The organism is Rathayibacter sp. PhB186, assembly GCF_003751825.1.
Taxonomy (GTDB): domain Bacteria; phylum Actinomycetota; class Actinomycetes; order Actinomycetales; family Microbacteriaceae; genus Rathayibacter; species Rathayibacter festucae.
On sequence record NZ_RJKO01000001.1, the window covers coordinates 1,327,039 to 1,343,032 of the forward strand.

The window sequence follows — 15,994 nt, forward strand, 5'->3', positions numbered from 1 at the left end:
GCCGTCGGAGAAGGCGAGCGGGAGTGAAGAAGGCCCGGCTCGCGCTGCTTACCGCGTGATTCCGGGCCTTCGAGAGTGGTGCCCCCAGTAGGATTCGAACCTACGCCCCTGCCTCCGGAGGGCAGTGCTCTATCCCCTGAGCTATGGGGGCCAGGAGTGCCTGTCAACATTAGCACCCGGGGTGGGCGCCGCCGGACGCCCTGGCGGGCCGTGCGGTCGTGCCACGATGGGGGCATGCTGCGCACCGTCTCCGCCTCGCTGGGCCTGCGACTGAACGGGCCGACCGACCTGATCTTCTTGATGGCGGCGACGCCGACGGGAGACGGGTTCGAGGACTCGTTCACCGTCACGCTGGACGGCGAGCCCGTCCCGGTGCGGGAGTTCCCGGCGCGGCACGGCGCGCGGGTGCACCGCGTCGCGGCGAACGCCGGGGCGATGCAGGTGGAGTACCGCGGCCGCGTCTCCGGGCGCGGCGTGCCGGACGAGCCGAGCGAGCTCGAGCTGGTCGAGTACCTGCGGCCGAGCCGCTACGCGGAGACCGACGCGCTCGGCGGCATCGCCCGGCGCGAGTTCGGCCGGGCGCGGGGCTTCGAGGCGCTCGCCGCAGTCGAGGAGTGGGTGCACGCGCACCTCTCCTACGTCTACGGCTCGACGGTCGCGACCGGGGGAGCCGCGCAGGTGATCGAGAGCGGGCAGGGCGTCTGCCGCGACTTCGCGCACACCGTCGTGGGGCTGCTCCGCGCGCTCGACATCCCGGCGCGGGTGACCGCCGTCTACGCTCCCGGCCTCGAGCCGCGCGACTTCCACGCGGTGTCGGAGGCCTGGGTCGACGGGGCCTGGCACGTGGTCGACGCGACCCGGCTCGCTCCGCGGCCGTCGATGCTCCGGATCTCCTCCGGCCGGGACACCGCCGACACGGCCTTCCTCAGCAGCTACCTCACCGACCTGCGGCTCGAGACGATGAACGTCGAGGCGACTTGCGACGAGGTCGTCGAGGACGACCACGTCTCGCCGGTGCGCCTGGGCTGAGCGGCCCCACCGACCGGGGCGGTCAGCCGGCGAGGGCGTCCAGCGCCGCGCGCACGAGCGGCTCCGGGTCGCCCGGCTCGACGAACGACGCGCTCGACGCCTCGAGCCAGTAGTCGCCGATGAAGGCGTCCGCGATGCCGCGGCTGTCGGCCACCTCGTAGTAGCCCTCGATCTCCGGGGGCCGGCCGTAGGTGGGGACGGCCTCGCTCGTGGTGAAGAACTCGTTCTTGAGGGCCTCGATGACGGCCGGGTCGAGCCGGGTGACCGCGAGCTGGAAGTCGGCGCCCTCGGAGTCGGCCCAGCCGCAGACCAGGCCGTCGTAGCCGGCGATCTCGGCGGAGACCGCGGTCGGCTCCACCGCGTCGTTGGGGGAGAAGCCCGCCCAGAGGCCGGTCAGGGCGGAGGCGGGCACGAGCTGCTCGCAGGCGACGGGAACCGGAGTGCCGGTGACCGCGTCGCTCGCGCTCGGCGCCGGATCCGCGGCCGGCGCGCAGCCGGCGAGAGCCGCGACGGCGACGATCAGGGCGAGGGCGGCGGGTCGGCGCATGCGCTGCACCCTAGCAATCGCGGCAGGCGGGCGCCGGGGCGCGGGCGGGCGGGGTCTGGCGGGTGGGCTCTCGACGACGGTGGATCTCGATACGCCGGCTGCGCCGTCTACTCGATCAGCATGAATCGGTGGATATCGATACGCCGGTTGCTCGATCAGCAGGAAGACGGCGGCCCGATCAGCAGGAAGAAGGCCCGTGAGGACCGGCCGGTAGAATCGTGCCCCGTGACTCCCGAACAGCTCGCCGCCTCCCTGCACGCCCTCGTCCTCGACGCCGTGCAGCGACGAGGGAGCGACGCCGAGGTCGCGCTCGGCGACGTCGTGCTCGAGCGGCCGAAGAACCGCGACCACGGCGACTGGGCCTCGAACATCGCGATGAAGATCGCGAAGAAGGCCGGGGCGAACCCGCGCGAGCTCGCGACCGAGCTCGCCGAGGGCCTCGGCGCGATCGACGGGGTCGCCTCGGTCGAGGTCGCCGGCCCCGGGTTCCTCAACGTGCGGCTCGACGCCGCCGCGGCGGGCGCGCTCGCCGGCGCGATCGTCGACGCGGGCGAGGCCTACGGCACCGGCTCCGCCTACTCCGGTCTGAAGATGAACCTCGAGTTCGTCTCGGCCAACCCCACCGGCCCCATCCACATCGGCGGGACCCGCTGGGCGGCCGTCGGCGACAGCCTGGCCCGCGTGCTGATCGCGCAGGGCGCCGAGGTGACCCGCGAGTACTACTTCAACGACCACGGCGCGCAGATCGACCGCTTCACCCGGAGCGTCCTCGCCGCCTACCGCGGCGAGCCGACGCCCGAGGACGGCTACGGCGGCGCGTACATCGCCGACATCGCCGATCGCGTCGTCGCCGCCTACCCGGGAGACCTCTCGGTCCTGCCCGAGGCCGAGCTGAACGAGACCTTCCGCTCGATCGGCGTCGACCTGATGTTCGGCGAGATCAAGCAGAGCCTGCACGAGTTCGGCGTCGACTTCGACGTCTACTTCCACGAGAACTCGCTGCACGAGTCGCGCGCCGTCGAGCGGGCGATCGAGCGCCTCCGCGAGCTCGGCCACATCTTCGAGGCCGACGGAGCGACCTGGCTGCGCACCACGGACTTCGGCGACGACCGCGACCGCGTCATCATCAAGAGCGACGGGGAGGCGGCCTACATCGCCGGCGACCTCGCCTACTACCTCGACAAGCGCGAGCGCGGCTTCGACCGGGCGATCATCATGCTCGGCGCCGACCACCACGGCTACATCGGCCGGATGATGGCGATGTGCGCGGCCTTCGGCGACACCCCGGGCGTCAACCTCGAGATCCTGATCGGCCAGCTCGTCAACCTGCTCCGCGACGGACAGGCGGTCCGGATGTCCAAGCGCGCGGGCACCGTGGTGACGATGGAGGACCTGGTCGAGGCCGTGGGCGTCGACGCCGCGCGCTACTCGCTCGTGCGCTCCTCGGCCGACTCCTCGCTCGACATCGACCTCGACCTGCTCACCAAGCGCAGCAACGACAACCCCGTCTACTACGTGCAGTACGCGCACGCCCGCACCCGTCAGGTCGCGGCCAAGGCGGAGGCGTCGGGCGTGCCGCGCGAGCCGTTCGCCCCCGAGACGCTGGTGCACCCGAGCGAGTCGGCGCTGCTCGGCGGACTGCAGGAGTTCCCGCGGATCGTGGCCCTCGCGGCCGAGCTGCGCGAGCCGCACCGCGTGGCCCGCTACCTCGAGGAGATCGCCGGTCTGTACCACCGCTGGTACGACAACTGCCGCGTGGTCCCGCAGGGCGACGACCCGATCGAGGCCGTGCACTCGACCCGCCTGCGCCTGAACGACGCGACCGCGCAGGTCCTGCGCAACGGGCTCTCGCTGCTCGGCGTGACCGCTCCGGACCGGATGTGACCGCCGCCGACGCCGGTGCGCCGCGCCGCGGCCGCCGGATCGCGATCGTCGCCGTGATCGTGATCGTGCTGCTGGCGGTGGCCGCCGTCGTCGGCGACGTGCTCGCCCGCCGCGCCGTCGCCGACACCGCGGCGTCCAGCATCCGGGAGGCGCTCTCGCTCCCCGCCGACCACCCCGTCGAGGTCGAGGTCGCCGGCTGGGCGGTGCTGCCGCAGCTGATCGCCGGCTCGCTCGACCGGCTCGACATCCGCAGCGAGGACGTCGCGTTCGGCGACCTGAACGGCGATGTCGACGCGACTCTCGAGGGCGTCCCCGCGAGCGGCGACGGTCCGCTCGAGGCGGGACGCGCGACCGTGGCTCTCGACCCCGACTCGGTGAGCACGCTCGTCGCCGCGCGGAGCCAGGTGCCGATCGACGGTGTGACGCTCGATCCGCCGCTGGTGCGCGTGAACACCTCGGTCGACGTGCTCGGGCTCACCCTCGCCGCGGGCGTCGGCATCGAGCTCGGCGCGGCCGACGGCGCGATCGAGCTGACGCCGTCCGAGGTGACGGCGGGCGGCACCACGATCAGTGCCGCCGACGTCGAGGACCGCTTCGGCGCCGTGGCCGAGGGGCTGCTCGCCGCGCGCTCCGTCTGCATCGCCGACGCCGTGCCGCAGGGGCTCGCGCTCACCGACGTCGTCGTGACGGCCGACTCGCTCGACGCCTCCTTCGACCTCTCCCCGACGTTCCTCAGCGACCCGGCGCAGCAGGAGACCGGCGTCTGCTCCTGACCCGGGACGGACGCGCAGCGCCCGACCGGTAGGATCGGAGCCCTGTGCCCGCGTGTCCCGCGGGCCGAACGCCGGCAGTGCGCGCACCGAGAGCACTGCCACCGACAGCACTCTCAAGGATCTTGCTGGCTTCAGGGGTCAATCCGGACTCGCTCGCCACGCAGTGACGCTCCCACTCTCTCCTGTGAGGTCTCACCCGTGGCACACGCCGACGCACCCGTCCGCGCCCCCCGTCATCCCCTCGCTCCGGACTGGCTGCACCGCCCCGAGGACGCGAACGCGCTCGCCGACGGCGTCTGGTCCGGCGGCACGCTCCGCTCCGCGGACGGCGTTCTCGAGATCGCCGGTGTCGCGGCCACCGAGCTGGCCGCCCGCTTCGGCACCCCGCTCTACGTCGTGGACGAGGACGACGCCCGCCGCCGCGCCGTCGCGACGCGGGAGGCCTTCGAGCGCGAGCTCGGCCGGATCGGCACCGGCGTCACCGTCTACTACGCCGGCAAGGCGTTCCTCTCCACCGAGGTCGCGCGCTGGATGCGCGCCGAGGGCCTGAACATCGACACCTGCAGCGGGGGAGAGCTCGCGGTCGCGCTCGCCGCCGGCGTCGAGCCCGAGCACATGGGCCTGCACGGCAACAACAAGTCGCTCGCCGAGATCGACCGGGCGGTCGAGGCCGGTGTCGGCGCGATCGTCCTGGACAGCGTGCTCGAGATCGAGCGGGTCGCCGCGGCGGCCGAGCGCCACGGCCGCGTCCAGCCGGTGCGGCTGCGGGTGAACAGCGGCGTGCACGCGCACACCCACAGCTTCCTGGCCACCGCGCACGAGGACCAGAAGTTCGGCATCACCCTCGAGGACTGCCCGGACGCCGTCGCGCGGATCCGCTCGCACGGGAGCCTGCGCTTCCTCGGCCTGCACTGCCACATCGGCTCGCAGATCTTCGGCTCGGCCGGCTTCGCCGAGTCGGCCTCGCGCCTGCTCGCGGTGCATGCGGGGCTCCTCGCCGACGGCCCGGTCCCGCAGCTCAACCTCGGCGGCGGCTTCGGCATCGCCTACACGAGCGCCGACGACCCGACCCCGATCGGCGAGATCGCCGCGGCGATCGCGGACGCGGTCGGCGAGCAGTGCGCGACCCGCGGGATCCCGGTGCCGCACATCGCCATCGAGCCGGGCCGCTCGCTGATCGGGCCCGCCGGGCTGACCCTCTACGAGGTCGGCACCATCAAGGACGTCGCGGTCGGCACGGACGGCGTGCGCCGCTACGTCAGCGTCGACGGCGGGATGAGCGACAACGCGCGGCCCGCCCTCTACGGCGCGGACTACACGGCGCGGATCGCCGACCGCGTCTCCGACGCCGAGCCCGCCCTCGTGCGCGTGGCCGGGAAGCACTGCGAGTCGGGCGACATCGTCGTCCACGACGACTTCCTCCCCGCCGACGTGCAGCCGGGCGACCTGCTCGCCGTCGCCGCGACCGGCGCCTACTGCTGGTCGCTCTCGAGCAACTACAACCACCTCGGCCGCCCCCCGGTCGTCGCCGTCCGGGACGGAGTCGCGCGCGTCATCGTGCACGGCGAGACCGAGGACGACCTCCTCCGCCGCGATGCCGGCATCGAACGAAAGGCCATCCTCCGATGATCGAGTACCGCAGCCTCCGCGTCGCCCTGCTGGGCGCCGGGTCCGTCGGTGCCCAGGTGGCGCGCCTCCTGCTCGACCACGGCGACGAGCTCGCCCAGCGCGTGGGGGCGCCGCTGGAGCTCGCCGGCGTGGCAGTCCGGGACCTCGACGCACCGCGCACCGCGGACATCCCGAGGGAGTACCTCACCACGGACGCCGAGGCGCTGATCCTCGGCGCCGACATCGTCGTCGAGCTGATCGGCGGCCTCGAGCCGGCGCGCAGCTACATCCTCAAGGCGATCTCCTCGGGCGCCGACGTGATCACCGCCAACAAGGCGCTGCTCGCCGCGCACGGCAACGAGCTGTTCGAGGCCGCCGACCAGGTGGGCGCGCAGCTCAACTACGAGGCCGCGGTGGCCGGGGCGATCCCGATCATCCGCCCGCTGCGCGACAGCCTCGCCGGCGACCGGGTGCACCGGATCCTCGGCATCGTGAACGGCACCACCAACTTCATCCTCGACCGGATGGACACCGAGCACGCCACGCTCGAGGAGGCGCTCGCGCTCGCCACCGAGCTCGGCTACGCCGAGGCCGACCCGACCGCCGACATCGAGGGCTACGACGCCGCGCAGAAGGCGGCGATCCTCGCCCGGCTCGCCTTCCACACCGACGTCCCGGTCTCGCTGGTGCACCGCGAGGGGATCACCGGCGTCACGCAGCAGCAGGTCGAGCAGGCCCGCGCCTCGGGCTACGTGATCAAGCTGCTCGCGATCTGCGAGCGCCTCGTCGACGCGAAGACGGGGGAGGAGGGCGTCTCGGCGCGGGTCTACCCCGCGCTCGTGCACCGCACGCACCCGCTCGCCGCCGTCCACGGCGCGAACAACGCCGTCTTCGTCGAGGCGGAGGCCGCCGGCAGCCTGATGTTCTACGGCGCCGGAGCCGGTGGCGTCGAGACCGCCTCGGCCGTGCTCGGCGACGTCGTCTCGGCCGCGCGCCGCCACGTCGTCGGAGGTCCGGGCCTCGTCACCAGCGCCAGCTCCGGACTCCCGGTGCTGCCGATCGGGCACGTCACCACCCGCTACCAGGTGACGCTCGAGGTGCTCGACCGCCCCGGCGTGCTCGCCCAGATCGCCGGCGTCTTCGCCGAGCACGGGGTCTCCGTCGAGACGCTCGTGCAGACGCCGCCCGTGCTCGACCCCCTCGCCGACACCGGTGCGGAGCTGCGCGAGCCGACCGCTACCCTGGTCATCGGCACGCACGCCGCGGCAGAGTCCGATCTGGCGGCCACCGTCACCGCTCTCCAATCCCACGGGTTCGTCGGCGCCGTGACGTCCGTTCTACGAGTTGAAGGAGCCTGAGATGGCCAAGCAGTGGCGCGGAGTCCTGCACGAGTACGCGGACCGCCTCGATGTCACCGAGGCGACCCCCGTCATCACGCTCGGCGAGGGCGGCACCCCGCTCATCCCGGCGGCGGCTCTCTCGGCCCGCACGGGCGCGAAGGTCTGGGTCAAGTACGAGGGTATGAACCCCACCGGCTCCTTCAAGGACCGCGGCATGACCATGGCGATCTCGAAGGCCGTCGAGCACGGCGCGAAGGCCGTCATCTGCGCCTCGACCGGCAACACCTCCGCTTCGGCCGCGGCCTACGCGACGCACGCCGGCATCACCGCCGCGGTGCTCGTCCCCGAGGGCAAGATCGCGCTCGGCAAGCTGAGCCAGGCGATCGCGCACAACGCGCAGCTGCTGCAGGTCCAGGGCAACTTCGACGACTGCCTCGACATCGCCCGCGACCTCGCGAAGAACTACCCGGTGCACCTGGTCAACTCGGTGAACCCCGACCGCATCGCCGGTCAGAAGACCGCCGCCTTCGAGGTCGTCGAGGTCCTGGGCGACGCGCCGGACTTCCACATCGTCCCGGTCGGCAACGCCGGCAACTACACCGCCTACTTCCGCGGCTACTCCGAGGAGCTCGAGCGCGGCGGGTCGACGAAGCTGCCCCGGATGTTCGGCTTCCAGGCCGAGGGCTCCGCGCCGATCGTGCACGGCGCGGTCGTCCGCCACCCCGAGACCATCGCCAGTGCGATCCGGATCGGCAATCCGGCCTCCTGGGAGCTCGCGCTCAACGCCCGCAGCGTCAGCGACGGCTACTTCGGCGCGATCAGCGACGAGAAGATCCTCGAGGCGTACCGCATCCTCGCGGGCGAGGTCGGCGTCTTCGTCGAGCCCGCCTCCGCGATCAGCGTCGCCGGTCTGCTGGAGCGCGCCGAGGCGGGGGCGATCCCCAAGGACGCCACCGTCGTGCTGACCGTCACCGGCCACGGCCTGAAGGACCCGCAGTGGGCGCTGCGCACCGCGGACGGCGAGGACATCACGCCGACCGTCGTGCCCGTGGACACCGCGGCGATCGCCGACGTGCTGGGGCTGGCCGGCGCATGACCTCGGCGGTTCCCGTCGGCCGCTCCGTGCACGTCAAGGTCCCCGCGACCTCGGCGAACCTCGGCCCCGGGTTCGACACGCTCGGCCTCGCGCTCTCGGCGTACGACGAGCTCGAGGTCACGGCCGTCACGGCGACGGGCGCCCGGGTCTCGGTGCACGGCGTGGGCGAGGGCGAGGTGCCGACCGACGAGACGAACCTCGTCGTCCAGGCCATCGCCTACACCTTCGCCGACCAGCGGCAGGAGATGCCCGGCATCGACGTGACCGCGCGCAACATCATCCCGCACGGCCGCGGCATGGGCTCCTCGGGGGCGGCGATCGTCTCCGGGATCATGGCCGCGAAGGGTCTGCTCGACGGCATCGTCGAGCTCGACTCCGACGACCTGCTCCGGATCGCGACCGAGATGGAGGGGCACCCCGACAACGTCGCGCCGGCGCTCTTCGGCGGTCTCACCATCGCCTGGGTCGAGCCGGGTGCCGAGGGCGGACCGGAGGCGCCGCTGCGGCCGCGCTCCAAGAAGCTGATGGTGCACCGCGGCGTCTCGCCGGTCGTCTTCGTGCCCGAGCACACCATGTCGACCCGGCTGGCGCGCTCGCTGCAGCCGATCAGCGTCCCGCACGAGGACGCCGTCTTCAACGTGTCGCGCTCGTCGCTGCTGATCGCGGCCCTCATCCAGAGCCCCGAGCTGCTGTTCGCGGCGACCGAGGACAAGCTGCACCAGAACTACCGCGCGGCCGCGATGCCGCAGACCTCCGAGCTGATCGCGCTGCTGCGCTCGCACGGCTACGCGGCCGTCGTCTCCGGCGCCGGACCGAGCGTTCTCGTGCTCTGCAGCGACCCCGCGCAGCGCCTCGCCGCCGCGGATCTGGTGGCGGAGCAGGCGCACACGCCGTGGCGGGCGCACATGCTGGCCGTCGACTTCAAGGGTGCTACAGTGGGGATCGCATCCCGAGGAGCCGCGTAACGAGCGGAATCTGTCCGACGGATCGTCCCGATAATCACGGCCATCACATCGTGTGAAGGGCGCCCCTGCTTCTCGTGCAGATCAGCGCCTGGTCGCTCGTGCCCTCTCTGCGCTTCCGAGGCAGGTCGAGCCGGCGACCGAGAGCATCGCGTGGATCAGAACTCGCGATGGACCCGCACGGCTGATGTGCTCTCCCGGTGAGCGATCGCTCCCGGGGGGAAGGAACCCCTCTCCAGTGACAGATGTGAACACCCGCGGTACCGCCGCGGACACCAACGCCGATCTCATCGGCCTCCGCGTCGCGGAGCTCCAGGCCCTCGCGACGAGCCTCGGCATCGGCGGAGCCTCCAAGCTCCGCAAGGGCGAGCTCGTCTCGGCCATCTCGGACCTCCGCGCCGGTGCGGACTCCGAGGGCGCCGAGCCCGCCGCTCCCGCCGAGGAGCAGGCGCCCGCCGAGCCCTCGGTCGCCGAGCAGTCCTTCGCCGAGCCGGCCGAGGCCGAGCCCGTCGTCGACGGCACGAGCGTCGAGGCCGAGCCCGCCGACGTGGCGGAGCAGAGCGCCCCGGTGCTCGAGGCCCCTGCCGAGGCGCCCGCGCCCGCCGAGAGCACGGAGGCGGACACCGCCGACGTCCTCGAGCAGGCCGCCACCACGGTCGAGGAGCCGGCTCCCGTCGCCGCCGAGGCCGCTCCGGTCGAGCTCGAGCTCCCCGTCGTCGCCGAGCCGGTGGCCGAGCCCGCCGCCGAGCGCGCGCCCCGTCGCCGCGGCTCGCGTCGCGCCTCCAGCGGCACCGTCGCCGCCGGCGAGCACCTGAACGTGCCGGCCGGCAGCGGTGTCGAGTCGCTCATCCCCGAGCTCCCGCCCGTCCTCGAGCAGGTCCCCGACGCCGAGCAGGCGCCGCGGCCGGTCATCGAGATCGAGCTTCCCAACGGGCCGGAGTCGGACGACTCCTCCCGCGAGGGCGGCCAGCGCGAGCGTCGCGGACGCCGTCGCAGCCGCGGCGGCAGCGCCGAGCAGAGCGAGCAGCCCGAGACCACCGACGCCGTCGAGTCCTCCGCGCAGGACGCCGGCGACGAGCCGGACACCGGCGACCGCCAGGACGACCAGCAGAACTCCGGCGAGCAGCAGGGCAACGGCGAGCAGCAGAACGGCGGCGACCAGCAGGGCACCGGCCGCGGCCGCAACCGCCGCAACCGCAACCGCCGCGGCGAGGACCGCCAGGCGAACGACGGCCAGCAGAACGGCCAGGGCGGCAGCGCCCAGAACAACGGTGGCCAGAGCAACGGCCAGAACGGCGGCGGCCAGAACGGCGCCGCGCAGAACGGCAACGGCCAGGCGCCGTCGAACCAGGGCGGCAACCAGGGCAACCAGGGTGGCCAGCCGCAGGGCGGCAGCGGCCAGAACGCCCAGGGCTCCGCGCAGAACGGCCAGCAGGCCGACGGCGAGGACGGCCGCCGCAGCCGCTACCGCGACCGCAAGCGCCGCGGGGGAGCGGTCGGCGACGACTTCGAGCCCGAGATCAGCGAGGACGACGTCCTCATCCCGGTCGCCGGCATCCTCGACGTCCTCGACAACTACGCCTTCGTGCGCACCACGGGCTACCTGCCCGGTGTCAGCGACGTCTACGTCTCGCTCGGCCAGGTCAAGAAGTACAACCTGCGCAAGGGCGACGCCGTCGTCGGCGCGATCCGCCAGCCCCGCGAGGGCGAGGGCGGCGGCCGCCAGAAGTACAACGCCATCGTCCGCGTCGACTCGATCAACGGCCAGACCGTCGACGAGGCCGCCGCGCGCGTCGAGTTCCACGACCTCACGCCGCTCTACCCGACCGAGCGCCTGCGCCTCGAGACGGAGCCGGGCAAGCTGACCCAGCGGATCATCGACCTGGTCGCCCCGATCGGCAAGGGCCAGCGCGGCCTCATCGTCGCGCCGCCCAAGGCCGGCAAGACGATCGTCCTGCAGCAGATCGCGAACGCGATCGTGCAGAACAACCCCGAGGTCCACCTCATGGTCGTGCTCGTCGACGAGCGTCCCGAGGAGGTCACCGACATGCAGCGCACCGTGCGCGGCGAGGTCGTCGCCTCCACGTTCGACCGCCCGGCCGAGGACCACACCACGGTCGCCGAGCTGGCCATCGAGCGCGCCAAGCGCCTCGTCGAGCTGGGCCACGACGTCGTCGTGCTGCTCGACTCGATCACCCGCCTCGGCCGCGCCTACAACGTGACCGCCGCCCCCTCGGGCCGCGTGCTCTCGGGTGGCGTCGACGCGTCGGCGCTGTACCCGCCGAAGAAGTTCTTCGGAGCGGCGCGCAACATCGAGAACGGCGGCTCGCTCACCATCCTCGCGACGGCGCTCATCGAGACCGGTTCGAAGATGGACGAGGTGATCTTCGAGGAGTTCAAGGGCACCGGCAACATGGAGCTCCGTCTCTCGCGCCACCTCGCCGACAAGCGGATCTTCCCCGCCGTCGACGTCAACGCGTCGGGCACCCGCCGCGAGGAGATGCTCCTCAGCTCGGACGAGGTCAAGATCACCTGGAAGCTGCGCCGCGCCCTCGCCGGGCTCGACCAGCAGCAGGCGCTCGAGATCATCCTGTCCCGCCTTAAGGAGACGTCCTCGAACGTCGAGTTCCTGATGCAGGTCTCGAAGTCCGCCGTCGGCCCGACCACCGCGAACCACGGCAACGGCCACCACTAGCTGCCCCGACGTCCGCGGTCGCCCCTTCGGGGGCGGCCGCGGGCGTTTTCGCGTCCGTCGGCACCTTCGGTGCGATCATGCTGGTCGGCCAGCCCGCGCAGCGGGTCGCTCCTGCTGGTCGAGCAGCCCGCGCAGCGGGCCGCTCATGCTGGTCGAGTAGCCCGCGCAGCGGGCGTATCGAGACCCACCCCGTTGAGCACGTCGGTCTCGATACGGCGCCTGCGGCACCTACTCGACCAGCATGTGCTGCCCACCCCTCCACCACCACCCGGAAACCAGGAACCCCATGTTCGAATCCGTCAGCGTCCTCCTCGCCGAGCACGAGGACCTCCAGACGCAGCTGTCCGACCCCGCCCTGCACGCGGACGCCGCGCGCGCGAAGAAGGTCAACCGCCGCTACGCCGAGCTGAACCAGATCAAGTCGGCGCACGCCGCCTGGATCCAGGCCGGCGAGGACCTCGAGGCCGCGCGCGAGCTCGCCCGCGAGGACGACGCCTTCGCCGAGGAGGTGCCGGAGCTGGAGGAGTCCCTGCGCGTCGCGCAGGAGAAGCTGCGCCGCCTGCTCATCCCGCGCGACCCCGACGACGGCCGCGACGTGATCATGGAGATCAAGGGCGGCGAGGGCGGCGCCGAGAGCGCGCTGTTCGCGGCGGACCTGCTCCGCATGTACCTGCACTACGCCGAGGCGAAGGGCTGGAAGACCGAGATCCTCGATCGCGACGAGTCCGACCTCGGCGGCTACAAGAACGTCCAGGTCGCCATCAAGAGCAACGCGACCGACCCGTCGCAGGGCGTCTGGGCGCACCTGAAGTACGAGGGCGGCGTGCACCGCGTGCAGCGCGTCCCCGTGACGGAGTCGCAGGGCCGCATCCACACCTCGACGACCGGCGTGCTGGTCTTTCCCGAGGTCGACGCCCCGGAGGAGGTCGCGATCAACCAGAACGACCTCAAGATCGACGTCTACCGCTCCTCGGGCCCCGGCGGACAGTCGGTCAACACCACCGACTCCGCGGTGCGGATCACCCACCTCCCGACCGGCATCGTCGTCTCGATGCAGAACGAGAAGAGCCAGCTGCAGAACCGCGAGGCCGGCATGCGCGTCCTGCGCGCCCGCATCCTCGCCCGCCAGCAGGAGGAGATCGCCGCCGCCGCCTCGGACGCGCGCAAGACGCAGATCCGCACGATGGACCGCTCCGAGCGGATCCGCACCTACAACTTCCCCGAGAACCGCATCGCGGACCACCGCACCGGCTACAAAGCCTACAACCTCGACGGCGTGATGAACGGAGCGCTCGACCCCGTGGTCGAGAGCGCGATCCAGTTCGACGAGGAGGCCCGCCTGGCCGACATCGGCTCCGACGAGTCGTGAGCGCGGTGACGATGGACCTCGACGCGCGTGCGCTCCTCGCGGACGCCGTCGCCCGGCTGACCGCGGCGCGCGTGCCCACCCCGGACGTCGACGCCGAGCTGCTGCTCGGCCACCTGCTCGGCCTCGGCCGCGGGTCGCTCCAGGCGCGGCTGATCACCGGTCTCGCGCTCGACGAGACGACCCGCGACGCCTACGATCACGCGATCGAGCGCCGGGCCTCGCGGGAGCCGCTCCAGCACATCACCGGTGTCGCGCCGTTCCGCTCGCTCGAGCTCGCGGTCGGCCCCGGAGTCTTCGTGCCGCGTCCCGAGACGGAGGGAGTGGCGCAGCTCGCCATCGACGCCCTCCGTGCCGTCGCGGACGAGTCGCCGATCGCGGTCGACCTCGGCACCGGCAGCGGTGCGCTGGCGCTCGCGCTCGCCCACGAGGTCCCGCACGCGCGGGTGATCGGAGTCGAGAACTCCGTCGACGCCTTCCTCTGGGCGCGCGGCAACCGGGACCGCCTGGGCCTGGAGAACGCCCGCATCGTCTTCGTCGACCTCGCGGACGCGCTGCCCGAGCTCGACGGCACGGTCTCCGTCGTCGTCTCCAACCCGCCGTACATCCCGTCGGCCGCCATCCCGCGCGACGTCGAGGTGCAGCGCTACGACCCGCCGGCCGCGCTCTACGGCGGCGAGGACGGGCTCGACGTCGTGCGCTCGCTCTCGCGGACGGCGCTCCGGCTGCTGCGGGCCGGGGGAGTGCTCGTGATCGAGCACGGCGAGCTGCAGGGGGCGGAGATCCGCGCGCTGCTGACGGCCGACGGCTGGCGCGGGGCGACGACGCAGCGGGATCTGACCGGGCGCGATCGGTCGACGGTGGCGGTGCGCTGAAGGGCCGAGGTTCGCCCAGTCACAGCGCTGTGACAACGAACTCGCTGAACGTCGTCTGCCCAGCGCTGACCGAGCTGAAATTGAGTCTCAGCCGGTAATGCGTCGCCCAAGCTGGTGCGACTCGGCTCCACGGCATCGGACCGTTTCGGCGAACGTACGGAAGCGAGGAGCGGATGGTGCTCATCGCCACGTTCGTCGGTCCCCGAGCCTCGCTCCTCGACACGACAGGCATGTTCCGGGTATCAAGGGAAGACACTGCGATCCAGGACTCGATGATCGCCATCGTCCCTGTGGATGTCGAGCTCTCGATGGTGAATAGACTCGCGTAAGTGAGCCCATGTGTTACTGGAACATCGACTGCAAGCATGACGGACTTCGTTCCGATACGCGTTACGACCAATTTCTCATCGGCTATGGTGAGCGTCATGAGAGGGCCATTAGTTCGGCTCGTCGCATCGCTCGCATTGACGAACTGATCGATGACAGCGGGGAGAGTGAAGTCCCCGTTCACCAGGAGATTGGCGCTCCGGTAAGGCATGATCGCACCGTTGCTAGCTCCGGTCGAGTTGCCATCGTATTGAATCAGATCCGTGAAGTGAGCCTTCTCTGTTCCGCCGCAGAGGTATCCGGTCGAGGTCGCCGAATTGTACATCGTGAGCTGACTCACGAAGATTCCGCCGCCCCAGCCTACGTGCCTGGTCTCGAAGATGTAGGGCGCGATCGGCGTCACGGTGTAGAGGAGTATTCCTCCGTTGATAGTGATCTTCGCGCTCTGATTGGCACCGGTCACGAATTGCGGATTGAGGGAGGCAGCGCCGGTCTCATGAAGTTCGATGTGCGGCTGCGAAAGAAAGATACCGCCGTACTCCGCGAAAGCTGCTTGTAAACAAAGATCGATCGACACGGCTGTGAGGTGCAGATTGCCATTCGGATTGGCGTTGTAGATCGCCAGATCGCATGTGCCGATTCCGCCACCCATGAACTTTATGTTCTCGCCGTAGTTGCTCTTGCCGGCAGGCATCGACACGCCTGTCTTGCATCTCGAGACGTGAAAGTTGTAGAACGATAGGAGGTACGCGTTGTTCTCGAAGGAGAGACCGGTCTCGAAGGCAGCGACTTCCAGACCATAGAACCCCACTCCGCGTATACTGCCGCCGGTGGTGTCGAAGAGGAGTCCAACAGAATTGGATGATGATGCGCCGGGTCCGAGAAGGCGTAGGCCTCGAACCGAGGACCGGTTGTAGGCGTAGCCCGATGTGCTCGAACTCCTGAACTGAAAAGCCGGTTTACCGCTGAGTGCTGTTGCGTCGACGTTTCCAGTCGTGAAGTCCAACGAGATGTAGGACGTGTCGACTACGAGTGTGTCCGTGATGACGAAACTACGCGAAATCGTGAGCGTCACCTCCTGGCGGGCGGTGACGAAGTAGTCGACAGCCATTCGGAACCGGTTCTCGTCGCTGATGCTCGGGTCACCGAACTCGAGGATGTTGTGAATCCCGTGAACGGTGAGAGGATTCACAACGGAATCCGCGGCCTGAGCCTGCGGAGCCATCGCGGTCGAGGCGGCGATTCCTCCCAGCGCACTCAGGCCCGATAGCGCGATGAAGCCTCTGCGGCTATTAGGCTCGAATTCGCGAGAAGTTGTCATGGGGATATGGTAAAAGTATTGCTCGGTTTTATCGCCAGTCACTCGTGCCCCGAACGGGTGTCTCGAGAGCTAAGGGAACGTCATGTCTGCGCCGGTGTGCTCATGATGGGTACATCGTTCGGCACCGAACGCGGGCGATACATGCGCGGAGTTGACCGGACGCTACGTCGT

The 15,994-nt window shown here is 71.0% G+C and carries 12 protein-coding genes and 1 tRNA gene; 10 read left to right on the forward strand and 3 right to left on the reverse strand.

Going from position 1 to position 15,994, the window contains the following annotated elements; translation table 11 throughout:
* Positions 1 to 76: 76 nt before the first annotated feature.
* Positions 77 to 151, reverse strand: a tRNA-Arg gene (locus EDF45_RS06235).
* Positions 152 to 234: 83 nt separating this feature from the next.
* On the opposite strand from EDF45_RS06235, the gene EDF45_RS06240 reads away from it, so the two are divergent.
* Positions 235 to 1,029 (forward strand): transglutaminase family protein, encoded by a 795-nt coding sequence (locus EDF45_RS06240; protein ID WP_123732006.1) that lies wholly within the window; start codon positions 235 to 237, stop codon positions 1,027 to 1,029.
* Between the two features lie 22 nt (positions 1,030 to 1,051).
* Here EDF45_RS06240 and EDF45_RS06245 read toward each other — a convergent pair whose 3' ends face one another.
* On the reverse strand, positions 1,052 to 1,576 hold the full coding sequence (locus EDF45_RS06245) for a hypothetical protein (protein ID WP_148060226.1): 525 nt from the start codon (positions 1,574 to 1,576) through the stop codon (positions 1,052 to 1,054).
* A 225-nt stretch (positions 1,577 to 1,801) separates the two neighbouring features.
* Here EDF45_RS06245 and argS point away from each other — a divergent pair, with 225 nt between their 5' ends.
* From argS to prmC, 9 genes are all read left to right on the forward strand, one after another.
* Positions 1,802 to 3,460, forward strand: a complete 1,659-nt coding sequence (gene argS, locus EDF45_RS06250; RefSeq protein WP_132435770.1) for an arginine--tRNA ligase — start codon at positions 1,802 to 1,804, stop codon at positions 3,458 to 3,460.
* Complete coding sequence (locus EDF45_RS06255) at positions 3,457 to 4,233, forward strand: DUF2993 domain-containing protein (protein ID WP_123735333.1); 777 nt, start codon at positions 3,457 to 3,459, stop codon at positions 4,231 to 4,233. Before argS ends, EDF45_RS06255 begins: the two co-directional genes overlap by 4 nt.
* 198 nt (positions 4,234 to 4,431) lie before the next feature.
* Positions 4,432 to 5,862, forward strand: coding sequence for a diaminopimelate decarboxylase (lysA, locus tag EDF45_RS06260; RefSeq protein ID WP_123735334.1), 1,431 nt, complete (start codon positions 4,432 to 4,434; stop codon positions 5,860 to 5,862).
* Positions 5,859 to 7,199 carry a homoserine dehydrogenase gene (locus EDF45_RS06265; RefSeq protein WP_123735335.1) on the forward strand — a complete coding sequence of 447 codons (1,341 nt, stop codon included), beginning with the start codon at positions 5,859 to 5,861 and terminating at the stop codon, positions 7,197 to 7,199. The genes lysA and EDF45_RS06265 overlap by 4 nt, the downstream gene beginning before the upstream one ends.
* 1 nt (position 7,200) lies before the next feature.
* Complete coding sequence (gene thrC, locus EDF45_RS06270) at positions 7,201 to 8,277, forward strand: threonine synthase (RefSeq protein WP_123735336.1); 1,077 nt, start codon at positions 7,201 to 7,203, stop codon at positions 8,275 to 8,277.
* Entirely contained in the window at positions 8,274 to 9,242 is a 969-nt protein-coding gene (gene thrB, locus EDF45_RS06275; protein WP_123735337.1) for a homoserine kinase, read from the forward strand. Before thrC ends, thrB begins: the two co-directional genes overlap by 4 nt.
* Positions 9,243 to 9,477: 235 nt before the next feature.
* Positions 9,478 to 11,934, forward strand: a complete 2,457-nt coding sequence (gene rho, locus EDF45_RS06280) for a transcription termination factor Rho (RefSeq protein WP_260311871.1) — start codon at positions 9,478 to 9,480, stop codon at positions 11,932 to 11,934.
* Positions 11,935 to 12,220: 286 nt separating this feature from the next.
* Positions 12,221 to 13,303 carry a peptide chain release factor 1 gene (prfA, locus tag EDF45_RS06285; protein ID WP_123445476.1) on the forward strand — a complete coding sequence of 361 codons (1,083 nt, stop codon included), beginning with the start codon at positions 12,221 to 12,223 and terminating at the stop codon, positions 13,301 to 13,303.
* 11 nt (positions 13,304 to 13,314) lie between these two features.
* Positions 13,315 to 14,175, forward strand: a complete 861-nt coding sequence (gene prmC, locus EDF45_RS06290; RefSeq protein WP_123735616.1) for a peptide chain release factor N(5)-glutamine methyltransferase — start codon at positions 13,315 to 13,317, stop codon at positions 14,173 to 14,175.
* 19 nt (positions 14,176 to 14,194) lie between these two features.
* Here prmC and EDF45_RS06295 read toward each other — a convergent pair whose 3' ends face one another.
* Positions 14,195 to 15,823, reverse strand: coding sequence for a hypothetical protein (locus tag EDF45_RS06295; protein ID WP_148060227.1), 1,629 nt, complete (start codon positions 15,821 to 15,823; stop codon positions 14,195 to 14,197).
* Positions 15,824 to 15,994 lie beyond the last annotated feature (171 nt).

Coding starts and splice junctions, on each gene's coding strand:
- thrC (WP_123735336.1), top strand. CDS start 7,201: ATGGCCAAGCAGTGGCGCGGAGTCCTGCACGAGTACGCGGACCGCCTC.
- EDF45_RS06295 (WP_148060227.1), bottom strand. CDS start 15,823: ATGACAACTTCTCGCGAATTCGAGCCTAATAGCCGCAGAGGCTTCATC.
- prfA (WP_123445476.1), top strand. CDS start 12,221: ATGTTCGAATCCGTCAGCGTCCTCCTCGCCGAGCACGAGGACCTCCAG.
- EDF45_RS06240 (WP_123732006.1), top strand. CDS start 235: ATGCTGCGCACCGTCTCCGCCTCGCTGGGCCTGCGACTGAACGGGCCG.
- prmC (WP_123735616.1), top strand. CDS start 13,315: ATGGACCTCGACGCGCGTGCGCTCCTCGCGGACGCCGTCGCCCGGCTG.
- EDF45_RS06265 (WP_123735335.1), top strand. CDS start 5,859: ATGATCGAGTACCGCAGCCTCCGCGTCGCCCTGCTGGGCGCCGGGTCC.
- thrB (WP_123735337.1), top strand. CDS start 8,274: ATGACCTCGGCGGTTCCCGTCGGCCGCTCCGTGCACGTCAAGGTCCCC.
- EDF45_RS06245 (WP_148060226.1), bottom strand. CDS start 1,576: ATGCGCCGACCCGCCGCCCTCGCCCTGATCGTCGCCGTCGCGGCTCTC.